Source organism: Lolliginicoccus suaedae (genome assembly GCF_008312885.1).
Lineage (GTDB): Bacteria > Actinomycetota > Actinomycetes > Mycobacteriales > Mycobacteriaceae > Lolliginicoccus > Lolliginicoccus suaedae.
On the sequence record NZ_VSSO01000006.1, the window covers coordinates 167,568 to 179,685 of the forward strand.

Annotated in this window: 10 protein-coding genes; 7 read left to right on the top strand and 3 right to left on the bottom strand. The window is 68.3% G+C overall.

Features of this window, described 5'->3' with window-relative positions; translation table 11 throughout:
* Positions 1-8: 8 nt before the first annotated feature.
* Entirely contained in the window at positions 9-1,133 is a 1,125-nt protein-coding gene (gene gcvT, locus FXO18_RS15725; protein WP_149362084.1) for a glycine cleavage system aminomethyltransferase GcvT, read from the bottom strand.
* A gap of 136 nt (positions 1,134-1,269) precedes the next feature.
* On the opposite strand from gcvT, the gene FXO18_RS15730 reads away from it, so the two are divergent.
* On the top strand, positions 1,270-2,823 hold the full coding sequence (locus FXO18_RS15730; RefSeq protein ID WP_187774404.1) for a leucyl aminopeptidase: 1,554 nt from the start codon (positions 1,270-1,272) through the stop codon (positions 2,821-2,823).
* 237 nt (positions 2,824-3,060) lie between these two features.
* Here FXO18_RS15730 and FXO18_RS15735 read toward each other — a convergent pair whose 3' ends face one another.
* Positions 3,061-3,420, bottom strand: coding sequence for an oxidoreductase (locus FXO18_RS15735; protein WP_149362085.1), 360 nt, complete (start codon positions 3,418-3,420; stop codon positions 3,061-3,063).
* A 259-nt stretch (positions 3,421-3,679) separates the two neighbouring features.
* Here FXO18_RS15735 and sucB point away from each other — a divergent pair, with 259 nt between their 5' ends.
* The 5 genes from sucB to FXO18_RS15760 all read left to right on the top strand — a co-directional run bounded on the left by sucB (position 3,680) and on the right by FXO18_RS15760 (position 9,191).
* Positions 3,680-5,434, top strand: a complete 1,755-nt coding sequence (gene sucB / locus FXO18_RS15740) for a 2-oxoglutarate dehydrogenase, E2 component, dihydrolipoamide succinyltransferase (protein WP_149362086.1) — start codon at positions 3,680-3,682, stop codon at positions 5,432-5,434.
* 145 nt (positions 5,435-5,579) lie between these two features.
* The gene (locus FXO18_RS15745) at positions 5,580-6,479 is read left to right on the top strand and encodes a TIGR01777 family oxidoreductase (protein WP_149362087.1); all 900 of its coding nucleotides are present in this window, start codon (positions 5,580-5,582) and stop codon (positions 6,477-6,479) included.
* Positions 6,480-6,529: 50 nt separating this feature from the next.
* Positions 6,530-7,315 carry a lipoyl(octanoyl) transferase LipB gene (lipB, locus tag FXO18_RS15750; RefSeq protein ID WP_149362088.1) on the top strand — a complete coding sequence of 262 codons (786 nt, stop codon included), beginning with the start codon at positions 6,530-6,532 and terminating at the stop codon, positions 7,313-7,315.
* Positions 7,316-7,388: 73 nt separating this feature from the next.
* Positions 7,389-8,399: a lipoyl synthase gene (lipA, locus tag FXO18_RS15755; RefSeq protein ID WP_149362089.1), complete on the top strand. Its 1,011-nt coding sequence runs from the start codon at positions 7,389-7,391 to the stop codon at positions 8,397-8,399.
* A 51-nt stretch (positions 8,400-8,450) separates the two neighbouring features.
* Positions 8,451-9,191 (top strand): DUF4191 domain-containing protein, encoded by a 741-nt coding sequence (locus tag FXO18_RS15760; protein ID WP_149362090.1) that lies wholly within the window; start codon positions 8,451-8,453, stop codon positions 9,189-9,191.
* Between the two features lie 13 nt (positions 9,192-9,204).
* Here the strand turns inward: FXO18_RS15760 and FXO18_RS15765 are convergent, their stop codons facing one another.
* On the bottom strand, positions 9,205-9,669 hold the full coding sequence (locus FXO18_RS15765) for an RDD family protein (protein WP_149362091.1): 465 nt from the start codon (positions 9,667-9,669) through the stop codon (positions 9,205-9,207).
* Positions 9,670-9,916: 247 nt separating this feature from the next.
* Here FXO18_RS15765 and glnA point away from each other — a divergent pair, with 247 nt between their 5' ends.
* Entirely contained in the window at positions 9,917-11,353 is a 1,437-nt protein-coding gene (glnA, locus tag FXO18_RS15770) for a type I glutamate--ammonia ligase (RefSeq protein WP_149362092.1), read from the top strand.
* The last annotated feature ends 765 nt before the right edge of the window (positions 11,354-12,118 follow it).

A 12,118-nucleotide genomic window follows, 5' to 3' on the forward strand; every position in this document is an offset into this window, starting at 1 on the left:
GCGAGAAGTCACTGGGTTCTCGGAGTGACAAACGGGGGCCGGACGACTTCGCAGGGAATGTGGCGTCCCCGTACGTCGACCGTCACGGTGGCGCCCGCGGTGATATCCGCGGAGGTGTCGAGGAGCGCGAGCGCGATGCCGGTTTTCAGCGTTGGTGAGAAGGTACCGGACGTGGTCGTCCCGATCACCTCGTTTTCGGCGCCCAGGACAGCCAGGCCGGGGCGCAGAACGCCCTTGCCCAGTGCCTTCAGGCCCCACGACGAGCGGACCGGACCGGCCTCGCGCTGCCGCTGCAGGACTTCCCGCCCCCAGAACGCGGGCTTGCGCCAGCCCACGGCCCACCCGCAGCGCGCCTCGACCGGGGTGATCTCGAGGGATAGCTCATGGCCATGCAGCGGGTAGCCCATCTCGGTGCGCAGCGTGTCGCGCGCACCAAGTCCGGCCAGCCGTCCACCGAGCTGCTCGGCACGATCGGCGAGCCGCTGCAAGGCAGCGCTGGCATCACCGCTCGGGAGAACGAGCTCGTAGCCCTGCTCCCCGGTGTAGCCGGTGCGGCAGATCCGTACGGCAGAGTCGCCCGCGCCCGGCCAGGAGGCGTCCGCGAACGCCATGTACGGCATGGTGGTGGGCAGCTCCTCGAGCTCGAGCAGCTCCGCCGCGCGCGGCCCCTGCACGGCGAGCACAGCATGGTCACGGTGCTGGTCCTGCACGCTCACCCCGGCCGGAGCGGTGGCCTCGAGGCGCCGCGCCACCTCGGAAGTGTTGGCGGCATTGGGGATGAGGAACACCTCGCTCTCGCTGACGAGGTAGGCGATGAGATCGTCGACGACGCCACCGGTCTCGTCGCAGCACAGCGTGTACTGCGCCTTGCCGGGGCTGATGCGCTGCAGGTCGTTGCTCAGCGTGCGGTTGATGTACTCGGCCGCGCCGGTGCCCGTGACGAGGATCTTGCCGAGATGGCTGACATCGAAGATCCCCACGGCTTCGCGGACAGCGTTGTGCTCCGCCACCACGCCACCGTACGAGATGGGCATGGACCAGCCCGCGAACGGCGCGAAGGTGGCACCCGCGCGCTCATGGACATCGTTCGCCGGACTGGCCAGCAAGGAATTTGAGGAAGGCTCGGGACTCACGACGTCCACGCTAGCCGGCGGCACGAGCGGTAGCCTCTAGCCACGGGGCGTCCATGGCGCGGCGCGGCCCCGCCGGGCACCCCGCCGCGCTGGCCCAGCGCACCCTATTCGCATTGATCATCCCGAGGAGCGTCACGTGAGCGACAAGCCGAAGTCCACCGATACCCGGTCGACCGACCACCGGGCCACCGCCCCGGTGGTCGGCGTGGCCCGCAAGATCGCCAAGCGGCATGAGGTGGTCATCGTCGGCGTCACCCAGGGCAAGAAGTCCATCTCCGTCGATGGCGCGGACTCCGTGTGGGACAAGGACACCCAGTCCGCCGTGGTAGCTGCGCTGAAGGCGGCCGGCGCGACGGGCAAGGCCGAGCAGGTCACCCGGGTCCCCGCGCCGCAGGGCATCGCGGCACAAGCGATCCTCGGAATCGGGCTCGGCGCCACCCGCCGCGATGACATCGGCGCCGAGCAGGTCCGCCGCATCGCCGGCACCGCCGCCCGATCCTTGACCGGCGTCGGCTCCGCCGCGACGCTGCTGCACTCGCGCGGAATCGCACCCGTGGTGGAGGGCCTCTGCCTCGGGGCCTACTCGTTCACCGAGTTCCGCTCCCCCAAGTCCGCGCCCGGCGCCAGCGCCGCTCCGCTCGGCTCCGTGGACCTCATCGTTGCCGAGGGAGGCGCCAAGAAGACCGAGAAGGCAATCGCGCGCTCCGTGGCCATCGCCGACGCTGTCGCTATCGCCCGGGACTTCGTCAACACACCGCCGAGCCACCTCTACCCGGGCGCGTTCGCCGAGCGGGCCGCCACGCTCGCCGCGAACGCCGGGCTCGACGTGGAGGTCCTCGACGAGCAAGCCCTCGAGTCCGCCGGTTACGGAGGAATCGTCGCCGTGGGCAAGGGCTCGGAGCGCAAGCCCCGCCTCGTGCGCATCGCCTACCGGGGCGGGCCGGAGAGCGGCGGCAAGACCGTATCGCTCGTCGGCAAGGGCGTCACCTTCGACACCGGCGGCATCTCCATCAAGCCCGCCGCCGGGATGGAGAACATGACCTCCGACATGGCAGGCGCCGCGGCCGTCATCGCGACCATCCTGCTCGCCGCCCGGCTCGAGCTGCCCATCACCGTGATCGCCACCGTGCCGATGGCCGAGAACATGCCATCCGGCAACGCGACCCGCCCGGGCGATGTCATCACCCACTACGGGGGCACCACCGTCGAGGTCCTCAACACCGACGCCGAAGGCCGGCTCATCCTCGCCGATGCCCTCGTGCGCGCCGCCGAGGATGGCCCCGACTACATCATCGACACCGCCACCCTCACCGGTGCACAGATGGTCGCGCTCGGCACCCGCGTGCCCGGCGTGATGGGCACCGACGCGTTCCGCGACCGCGTCGCTGCGCTGTCCCAGCAGGCCGGCGAGAACGGCTGGGCGATGCCCATGCCCGCCGAGCTGCGCGCCGACCTCTCCTCGCGGGTGGCAGACCTCGCGAACGTGACCAACCACCGCTGGGGCGGAATGCTGTCCGCCTCGCTGTTCCTCAAGGAATTCGTCGCCGACGGCACCGACTGGGCACACATCGATGTCGCGGGGCCGGCGTTCAACACCGGCGGGCCGTGGGGCTACACGCCGAAGGGCGGCACCGGGGTGCCCGTGCGGACGATGCTCGCGGTCATCGAGGACATCGCCACCAACGGCTGACCGCTGGAGGTGCTGCGCTGGCAAGCCGTCGGCGTGGGCCAATGCGCGGGGGCGCCGTCGGGCGCGCGCGCCGCAAAAGCACCGGAAACTACTAGACGCGATAGAAGCCACGCGGGATTCCCGGTGGCTTCTATCGCGTTTGCGGGGGCGGCCCTGGACGGCGTTTGCGGCCCTGGACGGCGTTTGCGGCGGCGGCCCGAAGGCTGAGCAGCCCACAGACCCGGGCCGATCGTGGCGCTACTCCTGGTCCCGTTCCCGCCGGGCACGCTTCTCGAGGATGCGCTGCCGCTCGTTGTAGTCCCTCATGCGTTGCGGATAACCGGTCTTCTGCACGTCATACATCGGGATGCCCAGCTTCTCGCCGACCTTCCGGGCGATCTTGGGGTTGTGGACGCGGCGGCGCGTCCATTCGCCGTCCTTGGCCACGAGCACCGCGGTCATCTCGTTGACAAAGGTAGGTGGCTCGACGAAGCCCTCCACTCCGGTGCGCGCCGCGGCCCATTCCGCGAGGTGGGCGAGGTCGCTGTCGCGCATGCCGCGCACATGCGCGCCGGCGCCGCTGCCGCGTGGTTGACGAAATCGTCCGAAGATTCCCATATCCCGATGCTGCCAGGAAAACCGCCCGAGCACCTACCTGTGGCAGGTAGCGCGACAACGGCACGGGCCGCCACCGGGACCGGTCGTGCGCGCGGGAGCGAGGGGTGCAAGGATGGGTCGTGGTGGACGTCATGGGATTTGCGTCGATCTGACCATCTGCCCACATAACGTCTGCGCCACAAGCAGAATAGAGATCGCCTCGCTACGGCCGCGAAGCGATCCGCCATACACCCCATCGAGCGCCGAGGAGTCGAAGGATATGGCCTTCTCCGTTCAAATGCCCGCCCTAGGTGAGAGCGTGACCGAAGGCACGGTCACGCGCTGGCTCAAACAGGAAGGCGATACCGTCGAGGTCGACGAACCGTTGCTCGAGGTATCGACGGATAAGGTTGACACCGAGATCCCCTCCCCCGCTGCGGGCGTGCTGACCAAGATCGTCGCGCAGGAGGATGACGTCGTCGAGATCGGCGGCGAGCTCGCAGTGATCGGTGACGCCGACGAGTCCGGCGGGGACGATTCCGGCTCGGGCTCTGACGACTCCGACGACACTGCCAGCGAGACCGATGAGGCTCCCGCGGAGGAGCCTGCCTCCGAGGAGGCCGGGAGCGACGAGACCGACGATGCTGAATCCGACAACGGTGCTTCCGAGGACGACGAGCAGCCTGCCGCATCGGGCGGCGGGGGCGACGGGACTCCCGTCACGATGCCCGCGCTCGGCGAATCCGTCACCGAGGGAACCGTTACCCGCTGGCTCAAGGCCGTCGGGGACGAGGTCGAGGTCGACGAGCCGCTGCTCGAGGTATCCACCGACAAGGTCGATACCGAGATCCCCTCGCCCGTGGCTGGCACCTTGCTGGAGATCACGGCGGAGGAGGACGAGGTAGTCGAGATCGGTGGCCAGCTCGCCATCATCGGCAGCGGCTCCCCCGCCGCGAGCAAGCCCGCTCCCGAGAAGAAGCCCGAGCCTGAGAAGAAGCCGGAACCGGAGCCCAAGGCCGAGTCGAAGCCCGAGCCCGAGAAGAAGCCCGAGCCAGCCCCCAAGGCCGAGACGAAGCCGGAATCCAAGCCTGCCGCCGCGTCTTCGGGCAGCACACCGTACGTGACGCCGCTAGTGCGCAAGCTCGCCACCGAGCACGGCGTGGACCTCTCCTCGGTGAAGGGCTCGGGCGTTGGTGGACGCATCCGCAAGGAGGATGTGCTCGCTGCCGCTGAATCGGCGAAGAAGCCTGCTGCGGCGTCGGCGCCCAAGAAGTCCGGCACTCCTGCTGGCGTCCGTCCGGAGCTCGCGAAGCTGCGGGGCACCACCCAGAAGGCCAACCGCATCCGGCAGATCACCGCGAAGCTCACGCGCGAATCGCTGCAGGAGACCGCGCAGCTGACCCAGACCCACGAGGCCGACCTCACCCGGGTCGCCGCGCTGCGGGGCCAGCAGAAGGCTGCTTTCCAGGACAAGCACGGCGTCAACCTGACGTTCCTGCCGTTCTTCGCGAAAGCTGCGGTGGAGGCATTGCGCCTGCATCCGAACATCAACGCCAGCTACGACGAGAGCGCCAAGGAGATCACCTATCACGGCGCCGAGCATCTTGGTATCGCGGTAGATACCGAGAACGGGCTGCTCTCCCCCGTCATTCACAACGCTGGTGACATGTCGGTGGCCGAGCTGGCCAAGGCGATCGCTGACCTCGCCAAGCGCGCGCGCTCCGGCGGCCTCAAGCCGGACGAGCTGACCGGTGGCACGTTCACCGTCACCAACATCGGCAGCAACGGCGCCTTGTTCGATACGCCCATCCTGGTACCGCCGCAGTCGGCGATGCTGGGCACGGGCGCGATCGTCAAGCGCCCGGTGGTCACCACTGACGAGTTCGGCAGTGATGCGATCGCGGTGCGCTCGATGGTGTACCTCCCGCTCACCTACGACCATCGGCTCATCGATGGCGCTGATGCGGGCAGGTTCATGACAACGATCAAGGAACGTCTCGAGGACGGCGACTTCCTCGCCGATCTGGACCTCTGAGCGACCGGGCCCTGGCACTCCACGCCGGGGCCCGGCCCTTCGGGCACGGGCTCGCCTGGGGCAGCTCGCACATGGCTCTGCACGTAGGCCGCTGCATGAGGGACGTTGCACAAGGGGCGCTGCATGAGAAGGAAGGCGGTACGCGATGCGCGTGGCAATCGCGGGATCATCAGGATTGATCGGCACGGCGCTCGTCGCGGCGCTGCGCGCTAGCGGGCATGACGTCGTCCGCATGGTGCGTCGCGCGGCGCACGCCCCGGACGAGGTGCGCTGGGACCCCACGACGCGGCTCGACCCGAGTGTGCTCGCATCCACCGATGCAGTGGTCAACCTGGGTGGCGCGAGCATCGGTGACCGGCGCTGGACGGGCGCCTACAAGCAGGAACTGCGCGATAGCCGGATCGGCCCTACCGAGGTGCTTGGCGAGGCCGCGGCCGCGGCGGGTGTCAGCACCATGATCAGCGCGAGCGCTGTCGGCTTCTACGGCGATACGGGCAGCACGAAGGTCGATGAGTCCTCGCCCGCGGGGGAAGGCTTCCTCGCGGACCTCTGCGAGGAATGGGAAGCAACAGCTCTGGGGCACGCCTCCCCGGCCATGCGGGTCGCCTGCATCCGCACGGGCGTGGTCCTCTCCCGCGCGGGCGGCATGCTGCCCAAGCTCGTTCCCCTGTACAAGCTCGGCCTCGGCGGTCGGCTCGGAAATGGCCGCCAGTACTTTCCCTGGATCAGCCTCGAGGATCATGTCCGGGCCGTCGAGTTCATCCTCGGCAACGAGGACTTGGATGGACCGGTCAACCTGACGGGGCCCGCTCCTGTGACGAACGCCGAGTTCAACCGGGCCTTCGCCAAGGCCACGCATCGCCCGGCGCCATGGATCGTGCCCGGCTTCGCGCTCAAGGCCATGGTGGGAGAGTTCGCGTCGGAGGGCATTCTCGGTGGCCAGCGCGCCATCCCGGCCAAGCTCGAGGCCGCGGGATTCGACTTCGTCCACAACACGATCCGCGAGGCGCTCGATGCCACTCTCGCCCCGTCGAGCCGATCCTAGGCACCGCGCAGCACGCGTGCGACCGCACCGCAAGGAGTACGGTGGCTCCCATGAGTGAGCGCACCGCTTCCGCCCGGTCATCAGCGACCTCGCTGGAGTTCGTCGAGGCAGGAACGATCGACTACTTGGTCGCCTGGGACCAGCAGCGCGAGCTCGCTGGGGCGCGCGCTCGTGGCGAGGGAGCGGATACCGTGCTCCTGCTCGAGCACCCCCCGGTCTACACGGCCGGCCGGCGCACCACGGATGCCGAGCGGCCCACTGATGGCACGCCCGTCATCGACGTGGACCGGGGCGGGAAGATCACCTGGCACGGCCCAGGCCAGCTCGTGGGCTACCCCATCGTGGCGCTCGCCGAGCCCATCGACGTCGTCGGCTACGTGCGACGCATCGAGGAGGCCCTCATCTCCGTGGTCACAAGTCTCGGCGTGCCGTGCGGGAGGATCGACGGACGATCCGGCGTCTGGCTGGCGGCGGGCACGCAGCAGGGGCCCGATGGCCAGGACCGGTTCGTGCCGGAGCGCAAGATCGCCGCGATCGGTGTGCGCGTGGCCCGCGGCGTGACGCTGCACGGGTTCGCGCTCAACTGCAACAACAAGCTCGACGCGTTCGACGCCATCATTCCCTGCGGCATCACCGACGCGGGGGTCACGTCGCTATCGCGCGAGCTTGGCCGCGAGATCACGGTCGAGGACGTCATTCCTGCCGTTACGGACGCGGTGGCCCGGGCGCTCGATGGGGAGCTCCCGGTCTCCGAGCATGCCGTGCCCCGGCCCATCCCTGCCGCCACCGGCGATGAGGCCCCGGGCCCCCGCGTGACAACGTATAGCTTCACCTAGCCGCGTTTTCCCCTAGCCGCGCGCGGCCTCGCGGCCATAGATGACCACTGAACCCAAGCGTAGGATCGAGATCGTGACTGTCGCACCAGAAGGACGCAAGCTGCTTCGCGTCGAGGTTCGCAACGCGGAGACCCCCATCGAGCGAAAGCCCGGCTGGATCCGCACGCGCGCCACGATGGGCCCCGAGTACACCGAGCTCAAGGGGCTCGTGCGCCGCGAGGGCCTGCACACCGTCTGCGAGGAAGCGGGCTGCCCGAACATCTTCGAGTGCTGGGAGGACCGGGAGGCGACCTTCCTCATCGGCGGCGACCAGTGCACCCGGCGGTGCGACTTCTGCCAGATCGACACCGGCAAGCCCGCAGCGCTCGATCTCGATGAGCCGCGCCGCGTCGCCGAGAGCGTGCAGGCAATGGGACTGCGCTACTCCACCATCACCGGCGTTGCCCGCGATGACCTCGACGACGGTGGCGCGTGGCTGTATGCCGAGACCGTCCGGCAGATTCACTCGCTCAACCCTGGTACCGGCGTGGAACTGCTCATCCCGGACTTCAACGCGGACCCCGACCAGCTCGAGGAGGTTTTCTCCTCCCGCCCCGAGGTGCTCGCTCACAACGTCGAGACCGTGCCGCGCGTGTTCCGCCGCATCCGCCCGGCATTCCGCTACCAGCGGTCGCTCGACGTGATCACCATGGCTCGCGACGCCGGGCTCGTGACGAAATCGAACTTGATCCTGGGCATGGGCGAGACTCCCGAGGAAGTCACCGAGGCGTTGTCGGACCTGCACGAGGCCGGCTGCGACATCATCACCATCACCCAGTACCTGCGCCCCTCGCCGCGGCACCACCCCGTGGAGCGCTGGGTGCGGCCCGAGGAGTTCGTGGCGCACTCCGACACAGCTCGTGAGCTGGGATTCGCCGGGGTCATGGCAGGTCCTCTCGTGCGCTCCTCCTACCGGGCCGGGCGCCTGTACGCGCAGGCCATCGCGCATCGGGGCGAGAGCATCCCCGAGAACCTCGAGCATCTCGACCGCGGCGGCGCGGCGGCGCAGGAGGCCAGCGCAGTCCTCGCCCGATACAAGGGGTAGGAACGGGCCCACCTGGCTCGCCCGCGAGCGCCGACACCGTATCCTGGAGGCATGGCGAAGGCGGAGAAGCTCGACAAGGAGCAGCGAAAAGCACTGAAGGCTGCCCGCAAGGCACGGTCGCGGGAACGGCGGTCACAGCTGTGGCAGGCGTTCAAGATGCAGCGCGAGCAGGACAAATGGCTCATACCGATCCTCGTGGGCACGATCGTCGTGACCACGGCCGTGATGTTCGGCATCGGCGTCCTGCTCGGCGCGCAGTGGCTGTTCCTGCCGATGGGCCTGATCCTGGGCGTGCTGCTCGCCTTCATCATCTTTGGCCGACGCATGACCCAGTCCGTGTACAAGAAGGCCGACGGCCAGCCCGGAGCGGCTGCCTGGGCGCTCGAGTCCCTGCGCGGCCCATGGATCGTCTCCAACGCGGTGGCCGGCACCACCCAGCTCGATGCCGTGCACCGGGTTCTCGGTCGTCCCGGCGTGATCCTCGTGGGTGAGGGTGCGCCGCACCGGGTCAAGAGCCTGCTCGCCCAGGAGAAGAAGCGCGTGGCCCGGCTCGTGGGCAACACGCCCATCTACGAGATCATGGTCGGCAACGAGGACGACCAGATCCCGCTCTCCAAGCTGCAGAAGGCCGTCAACCGGCTGCCCAAGAACATCAACCGCAAGCAGATGGACGCCCTCGAGAGCCGTCTCGCGGCGATCGCCTCCCGCTCTGGCGGTCCCGCTATGCCCAAGGGCCCGGTTCCTGGTGGTGGCCGCATGAAGAACGTGCAGCGCACCATCCGCCGCCGCTAGCGGACGACTCCCCCTAGCGGGTGCGGACGACAACGGTGTCGGTGACCCGATCGTGCAGCCCGCGGCCATCGCGATCCCAGATGGCGGCCGGGATCAGCATGAAGACGAGGATCGATCGCACGATCGCGCGGCCGAGCCCCACCGCGGCAGGGCTGTGCGCTCGTTGCACGCGCAGCCCGAACATCGCTTGTCCGGGGGTGAAGGAGAACAGGAAGACGGCGAGGATGGCGACGGCGAACCAGAGGAGCAAGCTCCACTGGCCGGGCGGGTCCGGCAGCGTGAACAGGCCCGCGACCAGCGCGGCCATGATGATGTCGGCGAAGAACGCGCCGCTGCGCCGCAGCCAGGTCGGCGTCGAGCCAGGTCCATCCTCGGGCAGCCCGAGGCTCTCGCCGCGGTACAGTTCCTCGTTGCCGGTCTGGCCCTCGGGCAACGCGGCCGAAGGTCCATAGAGCCAAGATCCAATATTTCGGGGCATAGTCACTAGGATAGTGACCGAACCGCGCGGTCACGCCCGGGGAAGCATCGCATGAACCGGGCCCGGGACGGCCAGGATCACACGGGGCCGGGAACAGCTCGTGTCGATTCGTCGAACTCGCCGGATTTGGTAACACGGGTGAAACATCCGGGTGACCGCGGGGCAATACCAACTTCATACCGTTCCCATTGATTACCCGCCACTGAGCAACCGATCGCGGCGGGGCCTTGACTGAAGGAGCAGACGCGTGGCGTTTTCCAATGCCGAAGAAGTCTTCAAGTTCATTAAGGATCAGAACGTCGAGTACGTCGATGTTCGATTCTGCGACCTCCCGGGCGTGCAGCAGCACTTCTCGATCCCGGCGTCGACGTTCAACAAGGACGTCATCGAGGAAGGTCTCGCGTTCGACGGCTCGTCGGTGCGTGGCTTCCAGTCCATCCACGAGTCCGACATGCTGCTCCTCCCGGACGTCACCACCGCGCGCATCGACCCGTTCCGCGCCGCGAAGACCCTGAACATCGTGTTCTCGGTCCACGACCCGTTCACCCGCGAGGCCTACAGCCGCGACCCGCGCAACGTTGCCCGCAAGGCCGAGGAGTACTTGGCCTCGACCGGCATCGCCGACACCGCGTTCTTCGGCGCCGAGGCCGAGTTCTACCTCTTCGACTCGGTCCGCTTCGACTCGCAGGCCAACGGCTCGTTCTACGAGATCGACTCCAAGTCCGGCTGGTGGAACACCGGCGTCGACCGCGAGGCCGACGGCTCCCCCAACCTGGGCTACAAGGTCCGCTACAAGGGTGGCTACTTCCCCGTCGCGCCGTACGACCACTACGTCGACCTTCGCGATGAGATCACCACCAACCTCACCAACGCCGGGTTCGAGATCGAGCGCGGCCACCATGAGGTCGGCACCGGCGGCCAGGCCGAGATCAACTACAAGTTCAACACCCTTCTCCACGCGGCCGACGACCTGCTGCTGTTCAAGTACATCGTCAAGAACACCGCCTGGAAGGCCGGCAAGTCCGCCACCTTCATGCCGAAGCCCCTCTTCGGTGACAACGGCTCGGGCATGCACGTCCACCAGTCGCTGTGGAAGGACGGCAAGCCCCTGTTCCACGACGAGGCTGGCTACGCCGGACTGTCCGACATGGCGCGTCACTACATCGGCGGCATCCTGCACCACGCGCCGTCGCTGCTCGCGTTCTCCAACCCCACGATCAACTCGTACCACCGCCTCGTGCCGGGCTACGAGGCCCCGATCAACCTGGTGTACTCGCAGCGCAACCGCTCCGCCGCGGTCCGCATCCCGATCACCGGCAACAACCCGAAGGCAAAGCGCCTCGAGTTCCGCGCGCCCGACAGCTCCGGCAACCCGTACCTCGCGTTCGCGGCGTGCATGATGGCCGGCCTCGACGGCATCCGCAACAAGATCGAGCCGCCAGCACCGGTCGACAAGGACCTCTACGAGCTCCCGCCGGAGGAGGCCAAGGGCATCCCGCAGGCCCCCACCTCCCTCGAGGACGTCATCGACAACCTCGAGAAGGATCACGACTTCCTCACCGAGGGCAACGTGTTCACCAGCGATCTCATCGAGACCTGGATCGCCCTCAAGCGCGAGCAGGAGATCGACCCGGTCCGTCTGCGCCCGCACCCCTACGAGTTCAACCTGTACTACGACGTGTGATCCGCGCAGCGTGCTGAGCAGCTCCTCGGGCCGCTCATCCACGTGCTAGGCACGCTTCAGGTCCGCCCGCCCCACGATCGAGGTCGTGGAGCGGGCGGGCTTTTTTGATGCCTGGCTCCTGGCTGTGCATGGTGCGGTGCCCTCGGCGGGTTGGGTGCCCGGTGTGGGTTGGGCGCCCGACCCACGGCCAAAAGCACCCGCAATCGCCAAACGCGATAGAAGCTGGCCCGCTTTCCGAGCAGTTTCTATCGCGTTTGCGGCTCGGAGGGCCCGGAAAACGGCACTCGGCCCGGCGCGCCCACCGGCCCTGCGCGTGGCCCAGCGTGGTTCGCGGCCCAGTGACCCCCTGGCCTATAGCTCCCACCCATCGCCCACACGCGCCACGGCTAGCACTGAGCTGCCACCGATATTTCGGTGGCAGCTAGGCCTAGGGGTGGCCGGAGCCCAGCAAGCGTGGAGGATGACCGCTACCGGGGCATCCAGCGCCCCCGCGCATGGCAGCGCTCCGCGCATGGCAACGGCCCGCGGGGGTTTCCCGCGGGCCGTTGCGTGTGTTGAGTTGTATCGCTGGGGACGGTGGCTACCGACTCCCTGACCCCGTTATCGGGACAGGGCCAGTTGTCGGCGCCTGGTCCTCAGTGGCTGGGCTCAGCTGTCCTGCCCGTACTTGGCGAGGATCTTGTCCCGCTTCTTGGGGTCGATGTTGGCCAGCGTGATGTCGCCGTCGTAGTGATCCAGGACCCGCTTGTCCATCACTGCCCGCCA

Bases quoted from the DNA above. Each gene is read 5' to 3' on its own strand.
- FXO18_RS15735 (WP_149362085.1), bottom strand. From the start codon at position 3,420: ATGGGAATCTTCGGACGATTTCGTCAACCACGCGGCAGCGGCGCCGGC.
- sucB (WP_149362086.1), top strand. From the start codon at position 3,680: ATGGCCTTCTCCGTTCAAATGCCCGCCCTAGGTGAGAGCGTGACCGAA.
- FXO18_RS15745 (WP_149362087.1), top strand. From the start codon at position 5,580: ATGCGCGTGGCAATCGCGGGATCATCAGGATTGATCGGCACGGCGCTC.
- lipB (WP_149362088.1), top strand. From the start codon at position 6,530: ATGAGTGAGCGCACCGCTTCCGCCCGGTCATCAGCGACCTCGCTGGAG.
- FXO18_RS15760 (WP_149362090.1), top strand. From the start codon at position 8,451: ATGGCGAAGGCGGAGAAGCTCGACAAGGAGCAGCGAAAAGCACTGAAG.
- FXO18_RS15765 (WP_149362091.1), bottom strand. From the start codon at position 9,669: ATGCCCCGAAATATTGGATCTTGGCTCTATGGACCTTCGGCCGCGTTG.